Raw genomic sequence first — 22764 nt, 5'->3', positions numbered from 1 at the left:
TGTCCATGTTGTGATTAAAGGACAAAGATAGAGGAAAGACCTCGCTCGCCAAGAGCGGGGGCATTAAAAATTTCAACCGGCGAATTTGCCGCTACGCGGGAAGCCCTTCGGAACGGTACGGCCCGCGGTGGCGCGGTCGGCCAGCCATTCGGCAAGCTCGTCCTTGTTCTTGGTGAAGGTGCGCCCGGCGCTGTCTTCCCATACAAGACCCGTCTCGATTGCAAAGCAGCGGACGTCGGAGATACCGCCATCCTTGTAGCGCTGCAGGCGCACGCCCTTGCCGCGGGACATTTCCGGCACCTGCGCCAGCGGGAATACCAGAAGCTTTCTGTTTTCGCCGACCACGGCAACGTGATCACCGCTGACAGGAATGATCAGCTTGGTTTCGTCGGGCATGGAAACGTTCATGATCTGCTTGCCCTTGCGGGTATTGGCAACCATATCGCCTTCCGCGACGACAAAGCCGTTGCCAGCCGTCGAAATGATCATCTGCTTGCGCTGGGGATCATGGACGAAAGCGGTCAGCACGTCCTGATCGTTGTCCATATCGATCATGATGCGCAGCGGCTCACCGTGACCTCGACCACCGGGCAATTTGTCGCCACCAAGCGTGAAGGCCTTGCCACCTGTCGTGATGATGAGGATCTTGTCGGTCGTCTGCGCGGGGAAGGCAACCTTCAGCGCGTCGCCTTCCTTGAAGGTCAGGGTCGCGGTATCGGCGATGTGACCCTTCAGCGCGCGGATCCAGCCCTTTTCGGAGACGACAACGGTGATCGGCTCCTTCTCGATCATCGCCTGCTGGATCGCCTGCTCGTCAGCCTCCGGGGCTTCGGCGAACTGCGTGCGACGACGGCCGAGTTCGGTCGCCTTCGCGAACTTCTTCTTCACCTCGCCAATTTCCCAGGCGACGGTCTGCCACTGCTTTTCTTCCGATGCCAGCAGCGCCTCGATCTCGCCCTTCTCCTTGGTGAGGGCATCGAACTCGGTGCGGATCTCGAATTCTTCGAGCTTGCGCAGAGAGCGCAGCCGCATGTTGAGGATCGCTTCGACCTGGATTTCGGTCAGCGCCCAGCGGGCGACCATGACAGGCTTCGGCTCGTCCTCTTCGCGGATGATGCGGATCACCTCGTCGATGTTGAGGTAAGCGATCAGCAAGCCGCCGAGGATTTCCAGGCGACGGTCGATTGCGGCCAGACGGAAGCGCGAACGGCGCTGGAGCACCTCGCGGCGGTGATCCAGCCACTCCTTCAGCACGTCGTTCAAAGCCATGACGCGCGGGATCCGCCCCATCGACAGAACGTTCATGTTCAGCGGGAAGCGGCTCTCCAGCTCCGTCAGCTTGAACATGGATTCCATGAGGATGGTCGGGTCGACGGTCCGGTTCTTCGGTACCAGCACGACGCGGACGTCTTCTGCCGACTCGTCGCGAACATCTTCCAACAGCGGCAGCTTGCGGGCAATCAGCAACTCGGCGATCTTTTCGATCAGGCGCGACTTCTGAACCTGGAAGGGGATTTCGGTGACGATGATCTGGTAACCACCGCGACCGAGATCCTCGACCTGCCACTTGGCACGCGTGCGGAAGCCGCCGCGCCCCGTCTTGTAAGCCTCGATGATGCTCTGGCGGTCATCGATGATGATACCGCCCGTCGGGAAGTCCGGACCGGGAATGAAGGATTCCACCAGCGTCTCGACTGTCGCATCCGGATGCTTGATCAGATGCAGCGCGGCATCACAAAGCTCATGGACGTTGTGCGACGGAATGGACGTCGCCATGCCCACCGCGATCCCGGAGGAACCGTTTGCGAGCAGGTTGGGGAAGGCGCCCGGCAGCACGACCGGTTCTTCGTCTTCCTCGTTGTAGGTGGGGCGGAAATCGACCGCATCCTGTTCGATGCCATCGAGCAGGAGACCCGCGACCTCGGTCATGCGGGCTTCGGTGTATCGGTAGGCAGCCGCGCTGTCGCCGTCGATATTGCCGAAGTTGCCCTGCCCGTCGACGACGGGATAACGCTGCGAGAAATCCTGGGCGAGACGGACCAGCGCGTCATAGACCGACTGGTCGCCGTGTGGGTGGAACTTACCGATGACATCGCCGACGATACGGGCGCACTTCTTGAAGGCCGAATTCGGCCGAATGCCCATTTCGCTCATCGCGTGAATGATGCGGCGGTGCACTGGCTTCAGGCCGTCTCGCACGTCAGGAAGCGCGCGATGCATGATGGTCGACAGCGCATAGGCGAGATAGCGCTCTTCGAGCGCCGCCTTCAGGTCAACCGGAAGAATGCTGTCATCGTCTCCGCCAGAGGGCGGCAAAATCTCTTGTCCCATATGTCCTGACTAGCCGAGATGACCCCTTTGGGCAAGAAATGCAGGCATTCCGGCTGTGGATGAAGTCTTGGAAGAGCAAGAAAAATGGGGCTGGCGGTACTCTGCCCGAATTTGGACTTTGTTTGCTTTTCCCTTCAACACAAATTTAGAAGTCCGCAAATATAAACCGCCATCGATCCGTAGTAGATTGACGACCAAACTCACACCGTCACAGAGGACCACCAATGACATTTTACCGGACGACACGGCTGATGCTGTCGGGCGTTGCCTTTCTTTCCCTCGCCGGCTCCGCCTTCGCTCTTGATGGCCAGGACCTGCTGAAGAAGATCAATGCGGCCTATACGCTCCAGGGCGGCACGCTGGCGGCAGAAGGCGTCGATGTCGACGGCACGACTGTCACGCTGAAGAACGCGAGCTTCAAGCCCAACAGCGGCGAAGCCATGCCGATCGGCGAAATCACGCTGACCGGTGTCGAGGAAGACGAAGACGGCGGCTACTACATCGAGGAAGCAGCCTTCCCCGATATCAACACCACCAATGACGGCGCGACGCTGACGGCAACCGAGCTGTCGCTCGGCGGCATTTCCATTCCTGCCGACCCCAAGGGCGAAGGTCTGGATTCCATGCTGCTTTATGAAAGCGCGCATACCGGCCCGATCAAGGTCGTCAAGGACGGCGCCGAGGTGTTTTCGCTCGGCGGCAGCGATGTCAACCTGACGCTGCGCGAAGACGAGTCCGGCTTCGATTTCGACGGCGCCTTCAAGAGCCTCAAGGCCGATCTCACCAAGGCCAGCGACCCGCAGAGCAAGGAAGCGATCGAAAAGCTGGCGCTGCAGCACATCAACGGCGACATCACGATGAAGGGCGCCTGGGATCTGGCGCCTGGCACGATCGACGTTTCCGAATTTGCGTTCGACTTTACGAACGTCGGCAGGCTCAACCTCGCCTTCAAGATCTCCGGCTACACGATGCCGTTCGTGAAGTCGCTGCAGGAAGCCGCCAAGCAGGCTGAAGCCAATGCGAACAAGGAAGAAGCTCAGCAGGCGCTTGGTCTCTCCATGCTCGGCCTGTTGCAACAGCTGTCGTTCGAAGGCGCCCAGATCCGCTTCGATGATGCTTCGATCACCAAGCGCGCGCTCGATTACGCCGGCAGCCAGCAGAACATGTCCGGCAAGCAGATGGCGGATTCGCTGAAGGCGATGACCCCGATCATGCTCGCTCAGCTCAACATTCCGGAGCTGCAGAACGCCATCTCGGCTGCCGTCAACACCTTCCTGGACGACCCGAAGAGCCTGACGGTCAGCGCTGCCCCCGCCAAGCCGGTTCCGTTCCCGATGATCATGGGCGCGGCCATGGGTGCGCCAAACACCCTGCCCCAGGTCCTCGGCGTGAAGGTCTCGGCCAACGATTGATCGTTGCGCCTAGCGAGTACCTGGAACCCGGCGTGCCTCTGGTCCGCCGGGTTTTCTTTTCTTGGGGTTAGACGGTGTAACGGCGCAGTTCGGTCAGGGCGTGGTCGACCACGTCCAGAAGCTCTGCCGTGGTGGCACCGTCGCGCGCCTGGACGGACATGCCCTGGACGATGGCGCCGAGGAAGCGGGCGAGCGAGGCTGCGTTCGCATCCGGTTTGATGTCCCCTTCCTCGATGCCGCGCTCGATGCGCGCGGTGAACAGCCGCAGCGTGTCGAGCCGGAGCGAGGAGACATAGTGGGCGATGTCTTCGTTTTCGGATGCGCAGTTCAGCACCGCCGTCGAGATCATGCAGCCCTTGGGGTGCTCGGGCGCCGTGAAGATGATGGCCGAGTTCTTGAGGAACCGGGCGAACGTCGTGACGGTATCGATCGCTTCGCTGAACGGATTGCCCGGGTTCGGCCGGGGCATGCGGCGATACTGGTTCAACGCTTCGCGGTAGAGTTCGGCCTTGGAGCGGAAGGCGGCGTAGAGGCTCTGCGGGGTTATCCCCATCGATGCGGTCAAGTCCGCGATGGACGAACCGTCGTAGCCGTGTTCCCAGAAAGTATCGCGCGCGGCGGCGAGCACCGTCTCCCGGTCGAAGGCCGGTGGCCGCCCTCGCCTGCCCGAGGTCACTTTTTTCGCGCTGTCGTCATTTTTCACAATGATCACTCTAGAAATATTCTGCAACCTGATTTATTCAGGAATGGTCATTGTGATTATAGGAGATCTGGTCCGATGAGTCTTCCCCTTGATTTGCAGAGAGCAACAACGCCCCTTTCCCTCGCTGAGGGGGTAGATGCGGCAATCGATGCTGCGTTGAACGACAAACGGCTGGTCGGAGCGGTTGTCCTGATCGCCGCCAATGACGAGACGGTCTATCGCCGTGCCGCCGGCCTCGCCGACAGAGAGAACGGCATTGCAATGCGGGAAGACACCATCTTTCGGCTGGCCTCCGTCACCAAGCCGATCGTCACGATCGCCGCAATGCGGCTGATCGAGCAAGGACGTATGGGACTGGACGATGCGATCACCAAATGGCTCCCTGATTTCCGCCCGACGCTGCCCGATGGCGGCGAGGCAACCATCCGGATACGGCATCTGCTGAACCACACGTCGGGCCTCAGCTATTGTTTTGCCGAGGAGGATGGTCCCTATGTGCGCGCTGGCGTCTCTGACGGTATCGGCGAGCCCGGCATGTCGCTGGCGGAGAACCTTCGGCGGATCGCGAGCACGCCATTGCTGTTTACCCCCGGAGAAGGCTGGCGTTATTCGCTCGCGATCGATGTGCTCGGCGGTATCATCGAGGCCGAGATGGGTGTTTCGCTTGACGAGGCCGTGGCGGAGCTCGTCACCGGCCCCCTCGGGCTTCGGGACACCGCGTTTTCCGTTCGCGATCGCCAGCGTCTTGCCGCAGCCTACACGGACGCCTCGCCGGAGCCGAAGCTGATGGGCAAGGAAGCGCTGGTGTCGGCGTTGACCGGCTCCGTGCGCTTCGCGCCGGATCGCATCTTCGATCCGACCTCCTATCACTCCGGTGGCGCCGGGATGGCGGGCACGGCAGACGATATCCTAACGATCCTCGAGACGATCCGAAGGGGTGGCGCTCCCCTGCTCTCAAGCGAAACGGTCGCAACGATGATGGTCGACCAGACCGGTGGGCGTCGGCAGGCCGTGGAGCCCGGCTCCGGATTCGGTTTCGGTTGGGCCGTCGTCACCGACCCGGACGCGGCGCAGGTGCCGCTTACGAAAGGATCGCTGCAGTGGGGCGGCGTCTATGGCCATAGCTGGTTCGTGGACCCATCCAACGGGTTGACGGTGGTCGCCCTTACCAACACGACACTCGAGGGCATGTGGGGCCGGTTCACCGTGGATCTACGCAAGGCGGTCTACGCGGCGATCTGACCGCGCTCCAAAAATGCAAAAAGCCGGCGAACAGGTCGCCGGCTTTTTTGTTCAATCAGTTTGCTCAGTCCTTCTTGACCGGCGGGATGACGCGCAGCGACAGTTCCATCAGCTGCTTCGGGGTTGCCGGCGACGGAGCGTTCATCAGGAGGTCCTGCGCCTGCTGGTTCATTGGGAACAGCGTGATTTCGCGCAGGTTCTTGGCGCCGAGCAGCAGCATCACCACACGGTCGATACCGAAGGCGCAGCCGCCATGCGGAGGCGCGCCGTACTGGAAGGCGCGGTACATGCCGCCGAAGCGCTCTTCGACATCCGTCTGGCTGAGGCCGACCAGTTCGAAGGCCTTGACCATGGCTTCCGGCGACTGGTTACGGATGGAGCCCGAGGCAATTTCGAAGCCGTTGCAGACGGCATCGTACTGGTAGGCCTTGAGCGACAGCGGATCCTGCGTCTGCAGCGCCTCGAGGCCGCCCTGCGGCATCGAGAATGGATTGTGGGCGAAGTCGATTTTCTTGTCTTCCTCGCTCCATTCGTAGAACGGGAAGTCGATGATCCAGCACAGCTCGAAACGGTCGCGATCGACGAGGTTCAGGTCTTCACCCGCCTTGGTGCGCGCTTCGCCCGCGAACTTGTAGAACTTCGCCGGCTCGCCGGCGACGAAGAAGGCGGCATCGCCTGCTTCAAGTCCGAGCTGGACGCGGAGCGCTTCGGTGCGCTCTTCGCCGATGTTCTTGGCAAGCGGACCGGAACCGCCGACCTTGCCGTCTTCTTCCTTCCAGAAGATGTAGCCGAGGCCCGGCTGGCCGAGCGACTGGGCCCAGGCGTTCATGCGGTCGCAGAAGGCGCGGCTGCCGCCGGTCTTGGCCGGGATCGCCCAGACTTCGACCTTCGGGTTGGAGGCGATCATGCCGGCGAAGACCTTGAAGCCGGAGCCTGCGAAATGCTCGGTGACGGCCTGCATCTCGATCGGGTTGCGCAGGTCGGGCTTGTCGGAGCCGTACTTGCGGATCGCGACATCGTAAGGGATGCGCGGCCATTCCTTGGTGACCGGCTTGCCTTCGGCGAACTGCTCGAAGACCGAGGTCATGATCGGGGCCATCGTGTCCCAGACGTCTTCCTGGGTGACGAAGCTCATTTCCAGGTCGAGCTGGTAGAATTCGCCCGGCAGGCGGTCGGCGCGCGGGTCTTCATCGCGGAAGCACGGAGCGATCTGGAAGTAGCGGTCGAAACCGGCGACCATCAGGAGCTGCTTGTACTGCTGCGGCGCCTGCGGCAGGGCGAAGAACGTGCCGGGGTGGATACGGCTGGGCACGAGGAAGTCGCGCGCGCCTTCCGGCGAAGACGCCGTCAGGATCGGGGTCGTGTATTCGCCGAAGCCGGCCGACGTCATGCGGTTGCGGATATCGGAAATGATCTGGCTGCGCTTGACGATATTCTTGTGCAGCGTCTCGCGGCGCAGGTCGAGGAAGCGGTACTTGAGGCGGATGTCCTCAGGATAATCCGGCTCGCCGAACACCGGCAGCGGCAGTTCCTTTGCTTCGGAGAGGACTTCGATTTCCTGGGCGTAGAGTTCGATCTCGCCGGTCGCCATGTTCTTGTTGACGGTGTCTTCCGAGCGCGCCTTGACGACGCCGTCGATGCGGATGACCCACTCGCCGCGCACGGTCTCGGCGATCTTGAAGGCCGGGCTATCCGGATCGGCGACGACCTGGGTCATGCCGTAATGGTCGCGAAGGTCGATGAAGAGAACGCCGCCATGGTCACGAACGCGGTGGACCCAGCCGGAAATCCGGACATTGGCGCCGACATCCGCCTTGCGGAGGGCTGCACATGTGTGGCTGCGGTAACGATGCATCATCTCAATTCCCAGTATTTGGCTTAAAGACGGCGGTCGGGGGCTCCAATGGCTCTCCCTCGCCGACAAGAAAATCGGGCGGAAAAGCGCATGGACTGCCTGATTTGTCAAGACTTGGCGCGATTGGTCGTCGCTTTGAAAGCGCCTTTCACACCACGGGAACCCTATCCCTTTGCCAGGCCCATGCGGCAGTTTGGCAGCCGGCCCCATATTGCTGAAGCCTGCGGTCAACTTTAAGAAGGGCCGATATCACTTTTCCGGAGCCGCGCCATGCCCTTTCTCACCCGCCGCAATCTGTTGAAGGCTTCCGCCGTCGCAGGCGCTTACGGGGTCGGCATCGGTGTTGCCGGCAAATTCGGGATGGCGGCAGCGGCGCCGGAGCCGCAAGTCCTGAAAGCGGTCAAGACGACGGCCAGTATTACCGATGCTGGGATAACGAAGGACATCATGACCTGGGGCGATGGTGGCTTGCCGCCGGTGCTCAGGATGACCAAGGGAAAGCCCTATGCCGCACGGCTGACCAACACGCTCGACGAGCCGACGACCATCCACTGGCATGGTCTGAGAATCGCCAACAAGATGGACGGCGTTCCCTTCATGACGCAGCCCTACGTCTATACCGGCGACAGTTTCGACTATGCCTTCACGCCGCCTGATGCCGGCACGTTCTGGTATCACCCCCACTGCAATACGCTGACCCAGATGGGCCACGGCATGACCGGAGTCATCGTGGTCGAAGATGCTGAAGACCCGATCTTCGATTCCGAGGTCGTGCTCAACCTTCGCGACTGGCGCCTCGGCAGCGATGGACAGTTCATCGCGGCATTCCGCCCGCGCGATGCCGCCAAGACCGGAACCTACGGCACCGTCCGCACTGCCAACTGGCACCAGGAGCCGCAATATGACGCTCCTGCCGGCGGCCTGGTCCGGCTGCGGATCGCGGTTACCGACGTGACGCGCATCTTCTCGCTGAGGATGGAAGGAGCCGACGCTACCGTGATCGCGATCGACGGCAACCCGGTGCCCAAACGCTTCCCGCTCGATCTGCTGCTGATCGGCCCCGGCCAGCGCCTCGACCTTGCGGTGCGTATGCCTGACGGCGAAGGCGCGATCGCCACGCTCGAGGATATTCGCGGCACGACGCCGAAGACGATCGCCAAGCTTCGGTCCGTCGGCCAGTCGTTGAAGCGCAATGTCGGGGATCTGGCAACACTTGGTGCCAATCCCGTGGCCCGGGCGGATCTCGATGCCGCGCAGAAAATTCCGCTGGTTCTGAGCGCCACGGCGGAAAGCGCACCTGCCGACAGCATCTGCGGCACGCTCGGCTACAGTTTCTGGGCGATCAACAAGGTGCCGTGGCCCGGCGACACGAAGGACCCGACAGCGCCGCTTGCGGAACTGAAACTGGGCAAGAGCTACATCTTCCAGCTCGAGAATGTAACACCGCACACGCACCCGATTCACCTTCACGGCATGAGCTTCACCGTGCTCTCCTCCTCGACGCGGGAAGTGATGCCTGTCGTGACCGACACCTACCTGATCCAGCCCGACGAGAAAGTACAGCTGGCCTTCGTCGCAGATAATCCCGGCGACTGGCTGTTGCATTGCCACATCATCGAGCACCAGAAGACCGGTATGACCAGTTATGTCCGGGTTGTTTGACAACTAATCGCGGGCTTCTTGTTGACATATCCGGCCGAAAGGAGAAGGAAGATTTATCAACCTTTTACCTGCGAATGAATTGATATGATCGAAACAACCGCCGATTTGGAGGCGGCCTGCAAAGAGCTGGCCAAGTCAGAATTCATTACTATCGACACCGAGTTTCTCCGCGAAACGACCTTCTGGCCGGAACTCTGCCTGATCCAGATGGCGAGCCCGACGACGGAAGTGCTGGTCGATCCGCTGGCAAAGGGTCTCGATCTCAAGCCGTTCTTCGAGCTGATGGCCAACCCGGCCGTGCTCAAGGTCTTCCATGCGGCGCGCCAGGACATCGAAATCATCTTCAATCGTGGCGGTCTCATCCCGCATCCGATCTTTGATACGCAGGTTGCCGCGATGGTCTGCGGCTTCGGCGACTCCGTCTCCTATGACCAGCTCGTCAGCCGCACCAAGGGCGTGCAGATCGACAAGTCCTCGCGCTTCACCGACTGGAGCCGCAGGCCGCTGTCGGAAAAGCAGCTGGACTACGCACTTGCCGACGTGACGCACCTGCGGGACGTCTACCTCTACCTGAAGGCCGAACTGGAGCGCGAAGGGCGCTCGTCCTGGCTGTCGGAGGAGATGGATGTCCTCGAAGCCCAGGAAACCTACGATCTTCATCCAGACGATGCCTGGCAGCGCCTGAAGATGCGTCTACGCAAGCCGCAGGAACTGGCGATCCTGAAGTTCGTTGCCGCCTGGCGCGAACGCGAGGCCCGCAGCCGCAACGTACCGCGCTCGCGCGTCATCAAGGATGATGCGATCTACGAGATTGCGCAGCAACAGCCGAAAGATGCGGAAGCGCTCGGCCGGCTGAGAACGATCCCGAAGGGATGGGAGCGTTCGGCCGCCGGCACCGCTGTTGTCGAGGCCGTCAACGCTGCACTCGCTCTGCCGAAGAGCGAGATGCCGCATGCGCCGCGCCACACGCAGACGCCGGAAGGCGCTGCAGCGGCAGCCGAACTCCTGAAGGTGCTGTTGAAGCTCATTTCGGAAAAACACGGCGTTGCGCCGAAGGTCATCGCCAACAGTGAAGATCTGGACAAGATCGCTGCCGAGGGTGAGAAGGCCGAGGTCGCGGCTCTGCACGGATGGCGCAGGGAGCTGTTCGGCGAACCTGCCCTGCAGTTGATCCAGGGCCAGGTCGCACTGCGTTTCGTCGGCAAAAAAGTCGAGACGGTAACGCTGTAGCGGTCACAAGTCGGACGTTTTTGCGCGTATAAGCATTTTCTGAGGGCCGTTGGAATCGAGAAACCGACCGGACGCGCCCTTACAGAAACGCTGGATGCTACCTACATTCCTGGGTACACGCGTTACACGTCAGGGTTAAAAAGACTATATGCGGGAAATATCTCCGGTCCAGAACTGGTTACTGATCGCGCTCGTGATCGCGGCCAGCGGTGTCCTCTACGACATGAGATTTTACGGCGGCCATCCGTTCGTTGGAGCAACCTTTGCGCTGGCGATCGGCCTGCCGATCATTGCCTTCGAGCGTAAAGTCATCCTGCGCCGCCTCAATCGTCGTATGCAGGCTCTGCCGACGGTGACGTTCTTCCTGGCCGAAATCTTCATCTACGAAATCCTGATGAGCGCCGGGTTTGCCGTTGCCGGCCTTTCGATGTGGACGCTCGGCATCTTTCGTCCGGGATCGTGGATCGATGCTGTCATCCTGCCTTTCGATGCATTTCTCTATGCGCTCGCCGTCTGCGCACTGATCATCTTCGTGCTGCGCGTTCGCGAATTGCTGGGACGCGACATCTTCACCAGCATGCTCTTCAGCCGCTACCGCAAGCCGCTCAGCGAAGAACGTGTCTTCCTGTTCATCGACCTAGTGGATTCCACCGCCTTCGCGGAAAAGCATGGCGACCTCCGGGCCCAACAGATGCTGAGCTCGCTGTTTGCGGCCTTTGCGGAGCCGGTGCGGAAGTACAAGGGCACGATCGATGACTACGTGGGCGATGCAGCGATCATCAGCTGGCCGCTGGAGCGCGGCGTCAAGTTCGCGAGATGCGTGAACTGCATCTTCGACATCATCGGCGAAATTGAAAACGATGCGGAAAGCTGGCTGAAGACCTACGGCCAGGTGCCACGGCTGCGGGCTGCGCTGCACGGCGGCACCGTCATCACTGCGGAAATCGGCGTTGATCACCACAAGATCACCTATTTCGGCGACACCGTGAACACCACCTCCCGTCTCGAGACGCTCTGCAAGACGCTGAACCGCTCGGTGCTCATCTCCTCCGACCTCGCCCAGCGCATCTTCATGCCGGAGACCGTTGTGGCCGAGGATCTCGGAACCCATGCCGTGAAAGGGCGTGGCCAGAGCCTTGGCGTCATCGCTCTCGTCAAGGCCGAAAGCCGGAAGGCGTCACCAAAGCTTCACGCAGGCGTCAACGCGCCGACATGAATCCCCTGCTAATCGAGACCCGCATTCCAATCTTTGGGGGTTTCGATGAAAAATACTCTTCTTGCTTCCGTTTCATTTGTACTTTTGATCGCTGGCACGGCAGCAGCCGACCAGCAGCAATTTCCTGCAAAGCTGGCCGGCCAGGCCATCCTGCCTGCCAACACGCTGGTCCCGGCTCCGGCCGACGCACCTGAATTCCTGAAGCACTCCGGCAAGTTCACCACGGCCGACCGCAAGCGCACCGAAGCGCTCGGCACAGTTCCGGGCAAGGACGGCGCTCGCGTGACCGACCTGAAGCTGCCTTTCGACGGCCAGCCGATCCAGGGCTTCTCCGGTATCAAGGCCATGCCGGACGGTACTTTCTGGACGCTCTCCGACAACGGCTTCGGCTCCAAGGCCAACTCCAGCGACGCCATGCTGTTCCTGCACCAGATGAAGTTCGACTGGGCGACCGGCAAGGTCGAGGTTGTGAAGAACCTGTTCCTGTCCGATCCTGACAAGAAGGCGCCCTTCCCGATCGTGCTCGAAGGCGCCGAAAAGCGTTACCTCACCGGCGCTGACTTCGACATCGAATCCGTGCAGCCGGTTGCCGATGGCTTCTGGATCGGTGAGGAATTTGGACCCTATATTCTGAAATTCGATACCGAAGGCCGCCTGAGGGACGTCGTTTCGACCGTCGTTGACGGCAAGCCCGTCATGTCGCCCGACAATCCTCTCCTGTCGGTTCCGGCAAACCCGACCGCCAAGATGCCGGTCTTCAACCTGAAGCGTTCGGGCGGTTTCGAAGGTCTCGCCATGTCGAAGGACGGCAGCAAGCTTTATGGCCTACTCGAAGGCCCGCTCTATCTCGAAGACGGCAAGATGGAATCGGTTGACGGTCACACCGCCATCCGTGTCATCGAGTTCGACACCGCTTCCAAGAACTGGACCGGCCGCACCTGGTTCTACCCATTCGAAGACAAGGGCGTGTCGATCGGCGACTTCAACATGCTGGACGACTCCACCGCCCTCGTCATCGAGCGCGACAACGGCGCCGGCAGCAAGGACAAGGCTTGCGCCGATCCCAAGCAGCCGAAGCCGGATTGCTTCGAAGCCCCGGCCGAACTCAAGCGCATCTACAAGATCGAGTTCAACGACGCCAATGTCGGCAAGGCCGTCCGCAAGATCGGCTACATCGATCTTCTTGGTATCAAGGACCCCGACAACAAGAAGAAGGCCGGCAGCAAGGACGGCATCTACGACATGCCGTTCGTGACGATCGAAAACGTCGATCGCGTCGATGCCACGCATATCATCGTCGGCAACGACAACAACCTGCCCTTCTCCGCCGGCCGCGCTGTCGACAAGGCAGACGACAACGAGTTCAGCCTGCTCGAAGTCGGCGATCTGCTGAACGCGAAGTAAGCCTGGGCCTCGCAAGGAAGGCCCCGCGGGAAAGCGGGGCTTTCCAGGAATAGGCGGCGCAGGCCACAGTTCGAAAGCTTGAGCTACCGTTCAGTCGCGCCCTTGCCGGCGAGAATGTGACCGCGGAATTTGGTGATCCGCGCCGCGCGGGTTTCCGATTTCTTCACACCGCTGAGATTGATCACGTAGCTTTTCTGCCGTCCAGTTGTCAGGTCGTGAAAAGCCTCGGCAAGTTCAGGGTCGGAATCCAATGCCTCAATCAACTCCTCGGGCAGTTCGACCTGGCTTTGCCCCCTGGGCGGCTTGATGCCAGCTTCGGCATAGCCCATCGCTTCCTTCAGGTAGGACAGCATAACGGGCTCCATGTTTGCGACCTGCGCGTTCTCCATAAAGCGAAGCATATCAGGATGTTGCGTGTTCGGCCCCTGCTTCTCAAGCATGCGTTCGGGGTCTTTCAAAAGTGCGGCATTGAAGAACGTCAGGCGAAAATCGCCGCGGAAGGCGCCGATTATCGCGATATTGCGGCCTTCATGTATGTAGCAGGGATGCGCCCACTTTACCGTCTCGACGAGACCTGCCTTGCGACAGATCCGGCGCAGCTCGTTCAAGCCGTCAATCCATTGCCGCGTCGAACAGTCAGGTGTTGCAAACCGCTCGCAGCGTCCGCATCCTTTCGTAAAGAAGTCCTCGATGTCCGTAATCATTTCTCTCGCCCAGATTCGCACGTGATTGGATGGCCAGTTCAACCATACCAAACCATTGCGTCAACTTGCGGCCGAAGCGAGATGCGGCGTGCTATTCGAACCGGAAGGCCAGCCGCTTGTTTGTCAGCCTCGCAAGCTGCTGCAGGCGCCCATCCAGGCGCTCGCCGGCGAAGTCGCGATATTCGGACGGGACCACGAATTCGAGGTCCAGATCGGGGTTCGACGACTTCTGGAAGGTCAGGTTGCGGACGACACCGGGCATCGAGGCGGAGAACAGATAGACGACACGCAGCATGCCGCCCAGGAGCTTCGCACGCTCGACGTAATGCGGGGTCGCGATCGTCGCCAGCGGACCGGTCGCGCCGTCGTCGTGAAGCCCTTCGAAGCGATAGTAATTGGCAAGCGCGATGAATGCGCGGCCTGGGTGCGTGATCCCGACGAAAGACGTGTGGGCGATGATGTTCAGCGCCTGAAGGCCACGGTAGTCGGGATGGGCGCGCCAGCTGATGTCGGCAAGAAGGCAGGCTGCCTGACGATAGCGGGCATCCTCTTCCGTCTCTGTGATGCCGAAGAACGGCATCATGCGTCCCGTCCATTCAGCCAATTCCCGCGCATGTTCCGGAGATCGCGCACGCAGGATCGCCAGCTCCCGGGCCGCTTCGATCAGCGGGTCGGCACGACATTCGCTCTCGGACAGCAGCGAGAACAGATAGCCTTCGCGCACGCCCTGCCCCGAGAAGGAGATGACCGCTGGCTTCATGACGCTCAGCACTTCCTTCATCGCCACCGCGCCGAAGGGCAGCAGCACGCGACGGAACTTCGAGACCGCGGCCCAGGCCGGATCCTTCGAATCCCTGACCGTCTCCACCTGATCGAGAAACTGCATCATTGCGTCGAGGGTGATTTCGTATCCCTGCATCATGTGCAGCGGATAGTGGGTCAGCTCCATGTGGAGCTTGGCGATGTTTCGCCATGTGCCCCCGACGGCATAAAAGGTCCGCCCCTCGCCCTTTGCGAGAAGCTTGGCGCTGGTCTTCACATGCTTGCGGGCGAAGGCACGGGCCTTCTCCATCGATCCGTTGGCGTATTCGGAGAGGCGCAGGCCGCCGAGCGGCAAGGTCACGCCCTGGCCGATTTCCTTGCCCTTGATATCAATAAGTTCCAGCGAACCGCCGCCAAGGTCGCCGGCGATCCCATCGGGCTGGAAGAACCCGCTGACGATACCGAGCGCCGAGAACTTGGCCTCTTCCTCGCCGGAAAGAACACGAATCTTCCGCTGCAGGATGGTTTCGGCGCGATGAATGAAATCCGGGCCGTTGGAAGCTTCGCGCGCCGCAGCGGTCGCGAGGACATACATCGTTGCCGCACGCGCCTGATCGGAGAGTGCCTTGAAACGGTGCAGAGCTGCGAGCGCCCGTTCGACGCTGGCCTCGTCCATCTTGCCGGTCAGCGCGATGCCTTTGCCGAGACCACAGAGAACCTTTTCATTGAAAAGGATCGTCGGCGACCGGGACATGCCCTCGTAGATGACCACACGGATCGAGTTCGACCCGATATCGACAACGGAGACCGGGGCAATCCCTGGAAGGCGCCCCTGGGCTTCTGATTCAACCATACAGGTCCAGTTTTATCTTTTTGCCCGGCCGGAAAGCAGGCCGGCGATCAGCTTCGGCGCACTGGATTTCAAGGCTTCACCACGACCGGAAAGGCTCGGGTTCGTCATGAAATACTGTTGCGCGTTGAACGGCTCCTCGCCCTTGCGCACTTCCATGCGCCTGGACGTCCCGTCGGCCAATATCTCGTAGCTTTGCTGATTGTCAATGAGGTTGCCGAGCATGATCTGAGACAAAACCTGCTCGTGAACGGTCGGATTTGTCAGCGGAACGAGCGTTTCGACGCGCCGATCGAGGTTTCTTGGCATCATATCGGCCGAGCCGATGTAGACGAGCGCCTTGTCGGACGGCAGGCCGTGGCCGTTGCCGAAGCAGAAGATGCGGCTGTGCTCGAGGAAGCGGCCGACGATCGATTTGACGCGAATATTCTCCGAGAGACCCGCCACCTGCGGACGCAGGCAGCAGATGCCGCGGATGACCAGATCGATCTCGACGCCGGCGCGGCTCGCCGTATAGAGCGCGTCGATGATCTCCGGATCGACCAGCGAGTTCATCTTCATCCAGATCGCCGCCGGCGCGCCATTCTTGGCGTGCTTGATCTCTTCGTCGATGTGACGAAGGATGCGCGTGCGCAGCGTGTACGGAGAGACGGCCAGCTTCATGCTTTCTTCCGGCTCGCCGTAGCCGGTGATGAAATTGAAGATGTTGGCCATGTCATGGGCAATGACGGGGTTGCAGGTGAAGAACGACAGGTCGGTATAGATCTTCGCCGTGATCGGGTGATAGTTGCCGGTGCCGAGGTGGCAATAGCTGCGCAGCTTGCCTTCCTCGCGGCGAACGACGAGCGACATCTTCGAGTGGGTCTTCAATTCGATGAAGCCGAAGACAACCTGCACGCCGGCGCGTTCAAGGTCGCGCGCCCAGCGAATATTGGCTTCTTCGTCGAAGCGGGCCTTCAATTCGACCAGCGCGGTGACGGACTTGCCGGATTCGGCGGCGTCGATCAACGCGCGAACGATCGGGCTGTCGTTCGATGTGCGGTAAAGCGTCTGCTTTATCGCCAGAACGTCAGGATCGCGCGCAGCCTGGAGAAGGAACTGGACCACCACGTCGAAGGACTCGTAGGGGTGATGAACCACCATGTCCTTTTCGCGGATGGCGGCGAAGCAGTCGCCGGCGTGTTCGCGGACGCGCTCTGGAAATCGCGCGTTGTAGGGCGGAAATCGAAGGTCGTCGCGCGGAGCCTTGGTGATTTCCGAAAGCGTGTTGAGTGCCAGCAACCCCGGCAAGACCGCAACGCGGTTGTCGGGAACGTTCAGCGCCTGGACGACGAACTGGCGCAGCGATGCCGGCATTTCGGAATCGGTCTCGATGCGGATCACCGATCCACGACGGCGGCGCTTAAGCGCCGTTTCGAAGAAGCGCACCAGATCTTCCGCTTCTTCTTCGACTTCAATATCGCTGTCGCGAATGATGCGGAACGTACCGGAGCCCTGCACCTCGTAGCCGGGGTAAAGGCGATGGATGAAGACGTTAGCGACATCTTCGAGCGTGATGTAGCGGATCGTGCTGCCATCGTCCGGCAGACGCACGAAACGATCGAGCGCCGGCGGCAGGCGCAGCAGCGCCGTCATCGGATCGCGGCCGTTCTTGCTGACGAGCTGCAAGCCGATCGAAAAGCCGAGATTCGGAATGAAGGGAAAAGGGTGCGCCGGATCGATCGACAACGGCGTCAGCACAGGGAAGATCGCCTGCTCGAATTCGGTCGCAAGCCAGTTGCGATCAGCTTCGCTGAGCGCGCCCGGACGGACGATCAGAATGTCTTCCTTGGCAAGGTACTGCTGGAGAACGGCGAGCGATGCCTGTTGCTCCATCTGCAGGTTGTCGATCTCCTGCAAGATCGCATCCAGCTGCTCGGCCGGCGTTTTGCCATCCGGCGTGCGAACCACGATGTTCTGGCGCACCTGACCTTCGAGGCCCGCCACGCGCACCATGAAGAATTCGTCGAGGTTGGCAGCCGAGATCGACAGAAAGCGAACGCGCTCGAGCAAGGGATGCTCGGTGTTCAGCGTCTCTTCGAGAACACGGCGGTTGAACTGCAGCCAGGAGAATTCGCGGTTGATGAAACGTTCCGGGCTCGACAGTAGCTGTTCCAGCGGGGGCACATTGTCCTTGGCTTCCGGTGTAGGTTCATGGTGCTCCGCGACTGCACTGTCCATGGTATTTTGCCCCGTTTCGTTCGGCCAAGCGAATTATATCAGTTTCACGACGGAACTGTGACAGTCAATCAGCCGGGTCGGAATTGCCCAATTCATTCAACACTTCGGCAGCCAGCGACCGCGTGATCTTGGTACCCCTCGACAGCGCAAGGCGATCCAACCTTTCGACAATCGTCTGGGCAGCGTTCAGCGAACGTTCCATCCTGGCGACAATATAGAGAACAAGCTTGTCATCTATATAAAGCTGCCGGTCGGAGAAGAGCTTGACGATCACCTGGGACAACAGATCTTCGTCCGGCTCACCGATCTCGACGACGGTTGCTGCCTTAAGGCGAGAACGCAGATCGGCCAGCTCCACCGGCCAGGACATCGGCCAAAGGCGGCTCGTCATCAGCAGGCTGTTGCCATTTTCCCGCACGCTGTTGATGACATGGAAGAGTTCTGTGTCGTCGAAGCCCACACGGTCGACATCTTCGAACAGCACCGGGTTGCTGGCGGCCTCCACTGCAGCATTCGCGCCTACTTTCGGGTGGATGGAAACGGCGCCGCTGTGCTCCTTCCAGATATTCGCCAGATGCGTTTTCCCCGAACCGACGGGGCCCGCAAGAATGACCACTGGCGACGGCCATTGTGGCCAGGCATCAACGATCGACACGGCGGCGGCCAGCCGCTCCGAGATCAGCAGATCGTCGCGACCGGTCGCGGCATCATGCGAAAATGCCAGGGGAAGCTGCTCAACAGCCTTGCGCCTTGAATCAGCGGTTTTCACGTCAGTCATTTGGGATCAGCTTTTGTCTTCCTGACCTGGCCGGGCTTCGCCGCGCCAGCATAAAGATCGCTTTGAAGGTAGCGCGAAAGCGCGAAACGAACAAGCACGCCGACGGCAGCGGCGGCGGGGACCGCGACCAGAAGGCCGACGAAGCCGAACAGAGCACCGAAGGCAAACAGCGCAAACATCAGCCACACGGGGTGCAGGCCAACGCTATGACCGACGAGCTTCGGCTGCAGAATGTTGCCTTCCATGAACTGGCCGCTGAAGAAGACGGCAAGCACGGCGCCGACCCAGATATAGTCAGGCCAGAATTGGACGATGGCCACGCCGACCGCCAGAACCAGGCCGACCATTGACCCCACATAGGGAATGAAGCTGATCATGCCCGCGAAGAGGCCGATCAACAGGCCGAAATTGAGACCCACCAGAGACAGGCCGACGGCGTACCAGATGCCGAGGATGAGGCACAGCGACCCCTGCCCGCGGATGAAACCGGCAATTGCCTGATCGATCTCGCGCATGATCTGGTGGACGTTGTCGACATAATCGCGGGGGATATACTTGTCGATATTCGCGACCATGCGATCCCAATCGAGCAGCATATAGAAGGCAACCACAGGCGTGACGATCATCAGCGAGATCACGTTGACGACGGCAAGGCCGGAACTCCAGACCTGGCTGAAAAGCCCGGTGAGCAGGCCGAAGCCCTGCGACAGGATTTCCGAGAAATTGTTCTTGATCGTCCCCAGCTGGCTCTTGATCCAGTCCGGCAGTACGGAGTCCTGCGACTTGGTAATGAACGTCTGCAGCTGATCGATGTAGCCGGGCAATCGGCCTGCAAAATCGCTGAACTGGCTTGCAAGGATCGGAATGAGGATCATCAGCGCAAGGACGATCAGGATCACGAAGGAGATCAAGATGACGATCGTCGCCATCAACCGGCTGAGACCCAGGCGCTCAAGCCGATCGGCGACCGGATCCAGGAAATAGGCGAGCGCCATGCCCGCCAGGAATGGCAGCAGGATCGAGCTGAAAACAAAAAGAAACGCGATGAAGAAGGCGAGCACGATCAGCCAGAAGATGACCTGGCGCTTGAGACCTGCCCCGCTAACCTGCTGTGGCATCACTTACCTCTGATCGGCCGCCGCTTGGCCGCGACACCTCGGTGCGGCCTTCGAGCCACATAGGATGCAGCCGCGAGAATGGTCAACCCCGGCGCTTAAAATCCCGAATGCCTCGGTCAAAATAGCGGGAAATTGGGGCTTTCTCCATGCAATCCCTTGCATAAACGCCCCCGCCATGCAATTGCGACCGCATGTGACGCGGGGATATTTCCCGCCTCGAAGACAGCCATCGGAGAGCAGCATGAGCCAGTCTGGAAAGAACGGCCTGACCTATAGCGACGCAGGCGTGGATATCGACGCTGGCAACCTTCTCGTCGAAAAGATCAAGCCCGCTGTACGCTCGACCCGTCGCCCCGGCGCCGACGGCGAGATCGGCGGCTTCGGCGGACTCTTCGACCTCAAGGCAGCCGGTTTCACCGATCCGGTTCTGGTTGCTGCCAACGACGGCGTCGGCACCAAGTTGAAGATCGCGATCGACGCTGACTACCATGACACGGTCGGCATCGACCTCGTTGCCATGTGCGTCAACGACCTCGTCGTGCAGGGTGCGGAACCACTGTTCTTCCTCGACTATTTCGCGACCGGCAAGCTCGACCCGGATCAGGGTGCGGCGATCGTCGAAGGCATCGCGGCCGGCTGCCGTGATGCGGGCTGTGCGCTGATCGGCGGCGAGACCGCCGAGATGCCGGGCATGTATTCCTCCGGCGATTACGATCTGGCCGGCTTTGCCGTCGGCGCTGCCGAGCGCGGCAAGCTGCTGCCTTCCGGTGACATCGGTGAAGGCGACGTCATTCTGGGCCTCGCTTCCTCGGGCGTTCACTCCAACGGCTTCTCGCTAGTGCGCAAGATCGTCGGCATTTCCGGCCTCGACTGGAGCGAACCGGCCCCGTTTGCAGACGGCAAGACACTGGGCGAAGCCCTGCTCACGCCGACCCGTATCTACGTGAAGCAGCTCCTGAGCGTGATCCGTGAAACCGGTGCAGTCAAGGCGCTGGCGCACATCACCGGCGGTGGCTTCCCCGAGAACATTCCGCGTGTGCTGCCGAAGCACCTCGCCGCCGAGATCGATCTTACCGCCGTCAAGGTTCCGGCCGTATTCTCCTGGCTGTCGAAGACCGGCGGCGTCGAGGCAAACGAGATGCTGCGCACCTTCAACTGCGGCATCGGCATGATCGCCGTCGTCTCCGCCGAGAATGCAGACACCGTCATTTCGGCACTGGAGGCACAGGGCGAAAGCGTCGTACGGCTCGGTCGGATGATCGCTCGCGCTGAAGGCGCTGGCGGCACGCTCTACAAGGGTACGCTCGCCATATGACGTCACCGCGCAAACGCGCCGTCGTCTTCATCTCAGGCGGCGGCTCCAACATGATGGCGCTGGTCGCGGCCGCCAAGGCCGGAGATTATCCGGCCGAGATCGTGGGCGTCATCTCCGACAAGGCCGATGCCGGCGGGCTGGCCAAGGCGGCTGCCGAGGGCATCGCGACCTTCGCGTTCGCGCGCAAGGACTACGCCAGCAAGGAAGCGCACGAAGAGGCGATCTTCGCGGCACTCGACGAATTGTCACCGGATATTCTCTGCCTTGCAGGCTATATGCGACTGCTGAGCGGCACGTTCATCCAACGCTACGAGGGTCGGATGATCAACATCCACCCTTCCCTGCTGCCGCTGTTTCCCGGCCTGCATACGCATCAGCGCGCAATCGACGCCGGTATGCGGATCGCCGGCTGCACCGTGCATTTCGTCACCGAAGGCATGGATGAAGGTCCTGTTATCGGCCAGGCAGCCGTGCCGGTTCTCTCCGACGATACCGCTGACACGCTGGCAGCGCGCGTTCTGACCGTCGAGCACCAGATCTATCCGCAAGCACTGAAGTTGTTTGCAGAGGGCAAGGTCGCGATGAAGGATGGCAAGGCTGTCAGTAGCGGCGACAATCCGGCATCGGCCGTGGGCGGCAAGGTCGTATCGCTGATCGGCGACAGAGCCTGAAATTCAAGAGAGTAGTTCAGAGTTTGCGATTTGGGCCCGGGGATCGGGCCCACATCCTTTTGACGCTTGCTTACGCCGCCAGCGACCTTGGCTGGTGCAACGTGCCGTCGCTGTAGACGAAGCGACCGCCACGGAAGGTCGCGCGGATGCGATGAACCTCGCCGGGCTCGACCACGACCAGATCGGCGCGCTGGCCGACAGCGATCTCGCCGCGATCGAGCAGACCGGCCGAGCGTGCCGCATTCTTCGTCGCCATGGCTACCGCAGTCGGAAGGTCGGTTTCGGCGGCGATCTTGAAGATGCCGGGTACGAAGGCGGCCGGATGATAGTCGGCAGCAATGACCGACAGCAGACCGGCGCGGACTGCATCGAGCGCACTCAGGTTGCCGGACATGGACTGGCCGCGAAGCGCATTCGGCGCCCCCATCAGCGTCCACAGGCCACGGCGGCGCGCTTCCTCTGCGGCCGGCAGCGTCACCGGGAATTCGCTGATGGTGACGCCCATATCATGCATTTCGGCGACCTTCTCGGCGCTGTCATCGTCATGCGAGGCAAGCGACAGCTTATGGCGCAGCGACAGGTCGACGATATGGCGGAGCGTGGTCTCGATCTCGGGATTGTTGCGCATGGCGATGCGCTTGGCGACCATCTCTGCCGCCATTTCCTCGGAGATGGCACGGCGCTCGGCAATGCTCAGAATATAGCTCTGGATGTTGTTGTACTGGCCCTGGCCCGGCGTATGGTCGGTCAGCGACACCATATCGACATGGCCGGCATCCAGCAGCTTTTCCAGCGCCGGTGCGGCGCCGATATTGGTGATCTCGTAGCGCGCGTGAACGCGGTGATCAATCAGCAGGCTGTCCTTCAGGCGGCTGACACCCTCGATGACGGCGCAGGTCGTCTCCAGCGAACGGACGTGGCCATAGACACTTTCCGTCGCGAAGGATACAGCGGCATAGGCCGTCGTCACGCCATGCGCTGCGAGCTTCTTGTCCAGCTCGTAAATGCCGAAATCGATCGGCATCATCGCGTTGGGGCGCGGTGCAATCTCGCGCTCGATCATGTCACCGTGCAGATCGACGAAGCCCGGCATCAACAGACGGCCTTCGCCATCGATCGCGGCATTGGCGACGACCTCCGGCCGGATCTCGGCAATGACGCCATCCTCGATGCGCACGGAGCCGTTGTTCACGACCTCATCTGGCAGAACGATCGTGAAATTGCTGAGCCACATCGGCTTTCTCCTTGCGGGTGGGAATTATGACAAGCCGGAGCGGATAGTCCCGATTCA

Annotated in this window: 17 protein-coding genes; 8 read left to right on the top strand and 9 right to left on the bottom strand. The window is 61.0% G+C overall.

Annotated elements, in window-relative coordinates:
* Positions 1-72: 72 nt before the first annotated feature.
* Positions 73-2331 carry a DNA topoisomerase IV subunit A gene (parC, locus tag A6U87_RS05025; RefSeq protein ID WP_065690076.1) on the bottom strand — a complete coding sequence of 753 codons (2259 nt, stop codon included), beginning with the start codon at positions 2329-2331 and terminating at the stop codon, positions 73-75.
* A 224-nt stretch (positions 2332-2555) separates the two neighbouring features.
* Here parC and A6U87_RS05020 point away from each other — a divergent pair, with 224 nt between their 5' ends.
* Entirely contained in the window at positions 2556-3743 is a 1188-nt protein-coding gene (locus tag A6U87_RS05020) for a hypothetical protein (RefSeq protein WP_065690075.1), read from the top strand.
* A 67-nt stretch (positions 3744-3810) separates the two neighbouring features.
* On the opposite strand, the gene A6U87_RS05015 is transcribed toward A6U87_RS05020, so the two are convergent.
* The gene (locus A6U87_RS05015; RefSeq protein ID WP_065690074.1) at positions 3811-4455 is read right to left on the bottom strand and encodes a TetR/AcrR family transcriptional regulator; all 645 of its coding nucleotides are present in this window, start codon (positions 4453-4455) and stop codon (positions 3811-3813) included.
* Between the two features lie 66 nt (positions 4456-4521).
* On the opposite strand from A6U87_RS05015, the gene A6U87_RS05010 reads away from it, so the two are divergent.
* Complete coding sequence (locus A6U87_RS05010; protein ID WP_065690073.1) at positions 4522-5688, top strand: serine hydrolase; 1167 nt, start codon at positions 4522-4524, stop codon at positions 5686-5688.
* Between the two features lie 64 nt (positions 5689-5752).
* On the opposite strand, the gene aspS is transcribed toward A6U87_RS05010, so the two are convergent.
* Positions 5753-7543, bottom strand: coding sequence for an aspartate--tRNA ligase (aspS, locus tag A6U87_RS05005; protein ID WP_065690288.1), 1791 nt, complete (start codon positions 7541-7543; stop codon positions 5753-5755).
* 270 nt (positions 7544-7813) lie between these two features.
* Here aspS and A6U87_RS05000 point away from each other — a divergent pair, with 270 nt between their 5' ends.
* From A6U87_RS05000 to A6U87_RS04985, 4 genes are all read left to right on the top strand, one after another.
* Positions 7814-9205, top strand: coding sequence for a multicopper oxidase family protein (locus tag A6U87_RS05000; protein WP_065690072.1), 1392 nt, complete (start codon positions 7814-7816; stop codon positions 9203-9205).
* Positions 9206-9289: 84 nt separating this feature from the next.
* Positions 9290-10435, top strand: coding sequence for a ribonuclease D (gene rnd, locus A6U87_RS04995; protein ID WP_065690071.1), 1146 nt, complete (start codon positions 9290-9292; stop codon positions 10433-10435).
* A gap of 148 nt (positions 10436-10583) precedes the next feature.
* Positions 10584-11651, top strand: a complete 1068-nt coding sequence (locus tag A6U87_RS04990) for an adenylate/guanylate cyclase domain-containing protein (RefSeq protein ID WP_065690070.1) — start codon at positions 10584-10586, stop codon at positions 11649-11651.
* A 45-nt stretch (positions 11652-11696) separates the two neighbouring features.
* A complete protein-coding gene (locus A6U87_RS04985; RefSeq protein WP_065690069.1) occupies positions 11697-13055 on the top strand; it encodes an esterase-like activity of phytase family protein in 1359 nt (452 codons plus the stop codon).
* Between the two features lie 83 nt (positions 13056-13138).
* Here the strand turns inward: A6U87_RS04985 and A6U87_RS04980 are convergent, their stop codons facing one another.
* The 5 genes from A6U87_RS04980 to A6U87_RS04960 form a co-directional block, all read right to left on the bottom strand.
* Positions 13139-13759, bottom strand: coding sequence for a YdeI family protein (locus A6U87_RS04980; protein WP_065690068.1), 621 nt, complete (start codon positions 13757-13759; stop codon positions 13139-13141).
* Positions 13760-13850: 91 nt separating this feature from the next.
* Positions 13851-15374 carry an exopolyphosphatase gene (gene ppx / locus A6U87_RS04975; protein ID WP_065690067.1) on the bottom strand — a complete coding sequence of 508 codons (1524 nt, stop codon included), beginning with the start codon at positions 15372-15374 and terminating at the stop codon, positions 13851-13853.
* A gap of 12 nt (positions 15375-15386) precedes the next feature.
* Entirely contained in the window at positions 15387-17591 is a 2205-nt protein-coding gene (locus A6U87_RS04970) for an RNA degradosome polyphosphate kinase (protein ID WP_065690066.1), read from the bottom strand.
* Positions 17592-17655: 64 nt separating this feature from the next.
* Positions 17656-18369 carry a DnaA regulatory inactivator HdaA gene (gene hdaA / locus A6U87_RS04965; RefSeq protein WP_065690065.1) on the bottom strand — a complete coding sequence of 238 codons (714 nt, stop codon included), beginning with the start codon at positions 18367-18369 and terminating at the stop codon, positions 17656-17658.
* Complete coding sequence (locus tag A6U87_RS04960; RefSeq protein WP_065690064.1) at positions 18366-19487, bottom strand: AI-2E family transporter; 1122 nt, start codon at positions 19485-19487, stop codon at positions 18366-18368. Before A6U87_RS04960 ends, hdaA begins: the two co-directional genes overlap by 4 nt.
* A 241-nt stretch (positions 19488-19728) precedes the next feature.
* Between A6U87_RS04960 and purM the strand changes: the two genes are divergently transcribed.
* Complete coding sequence (purM, locus tag A6U87_RS04955) at positions 19729-20802, top strand: phosphoribosylformylglycinamidine cyclo-ligase (RefSeq protein WP_065690063.1); 1074 nt, start codon at positions 19729-19731, stop codon at positions 20800-20802.
* Positions 20799-21473, top strand: coding sequence for a phosphoribosylglycinamide formyltransferase (purN, locus tag A6U87_RS04950; RefSeq protein ID WP_065690062.1), 675 nt, complete (start codon positions 20799-20801; stop codon positions 21471-21473). The genes purM and purN overlap by 4 nt, the downstream gene beginning before the upstream one ends.
* Before the next feature lie 70 nt (positions 21474-21543).
* Here purN and A6U87_RS04945 read toward each other — a convergent pair whose 3' ends face one another.
* On the bottom strand, positions 21544-22707 hold the full coding sequence (locus tag A6U87_RS04945; protein WP_065690061.1) for an alpha-D-ribose 1-methylphosphonate 5-triphosphate diphosphatase: 1164 nt from the start codon (positions 22705-22707) through the stop codon (positions 21544-21546).
* Positions 22708-22764: the final 57 nt, after the last annotated feature.

It is taken from the genome of Rhizobium sp. AC44/96, assembly GCF_001692185.1.
Lineage (GTDB): Bacteria > Pseudomonadota > Alphaproteobacteria > Rhizobiales > Rhizobiaceae > Rhizobium.
The sequence above is the reverse complement of the archived record's forward strand: the minus strand, read 5'-3'. Positions and strand labels throughout refer to the sequence as shown.

Excerpts from the sequence above, each read along its gene's own strand:
- parC (WP_065690076.1), bottom strand. The coding sequence starts at position 2,331 with ATGGGACAAGAGATTTTGCCGCCCTCTGGCGGAGACGATGACAGCATT.
- A6U87_RS05020 (WP_065690075.1), top strand. The coding sequence starts at position 2,556 with ATGACATTTTACCGGACGACACGGCTGATGCTGTCGGGCGTTGCCTTT.
- A6U87_RS05010 (WP_065690073.1), top strand. The coding sequence starts at position 4,522 with ATGAGTCTTCCCCTTGATTTGCAGAGAGCAACAACGCCCCTTTCCCTC.
- aspS (WP_065690288.1), bottom strand. The coding sequence starts at position 7,543 with ATGCATCGTTACCGCAGCCACACATGTGCAGCCCTCCGCAAGGCGGAT.
- A6U87_RS05000 (WP_065690072.1), top strand. The coding sequence starts at position 7,814 with ATGCCCTTTCTCACCCGCCGCAATCTGTTGAAGGCTTCCGCCGTCGCA.
- rnd (WP_065690071.1), top strand. The coding sequence starts at position 9,290 with ATGATCGAAACAACCGCCGATTTGGAGGCGGCCTGCAAAGAGCTGGCC.
- A6U87_RS04990 (WP_065690070.1), top strand. The coding sequence starts at position 10,584 with ATGCGGGAAATATCTCCGGTCCAGAACTGGTTACTGATCGCGCTCGTG.
- A6U87_RS04985 (WP_065690069.1), top strand. The coding sequence starts at position 11,697 with ATGAAAAATACTCTTCTTGCTTCCGTTTCATTTGTACTTTTGATCGCT.
- A6U87_RS04980 (WP_065690068.1), bottom strand. The coding sequence starts at position 13,759 with ATGATTACGGACATCGAGGACTTCTTTACGAAAGGATGCGGACGCTGC.
- ppx (WP_065690067.1), bottom strand. The coding sequence starts at position 15,374 with ATGGTTGAATCAGAAGCCCAGGGGCGCCTTCCAGGGATTGCCCCGGTC.
- A6U87_RS04970 (WP_065690066.1), bottom strand. The coding sequence starts at position 17,591 with ATGGACAGTGCAGTCGCGGAGCACCATGAACCTACACCGGAAGCCAAG.
- hdaA (WP_065690065.1), bottom strand. The coding sequence starts at position 18,369 with ATGACTGACGTGAAAACCGCTGATTCAAGGCGCAAGGCTGTTGAGCAG.
- A6U87_RS04960 (WP_065690064.1), bottom strand. The coding sequence starts at position 19,487 with ATGCCACAGCAGGTTAGCGGGGCAGGTCTCAAGCGCCAGGTCATCTTC.
- purM (WP_065690063.1), top strand. The coding sequence starts at position 19,729 with ATGAGCCAGTCTGGAAAGAACGGCCTGACCTATAGCGACGCAGGCGTG.
- purN (WP_065690062.1), top strand. The coding sequence starts at position 20,799 with ATGACGTCACCGCGCAAACGCGCCGTCGTCTTCATCTCAGGCGGCGGC.
- A6U87_RS04945 (WP_065690061.1), bottom strand. The coding sequence starts at position 22,707 with ATGTGGCTCAGCAATTTCACGATCGTTCTGCCAGATGAGGTCGTGAAC.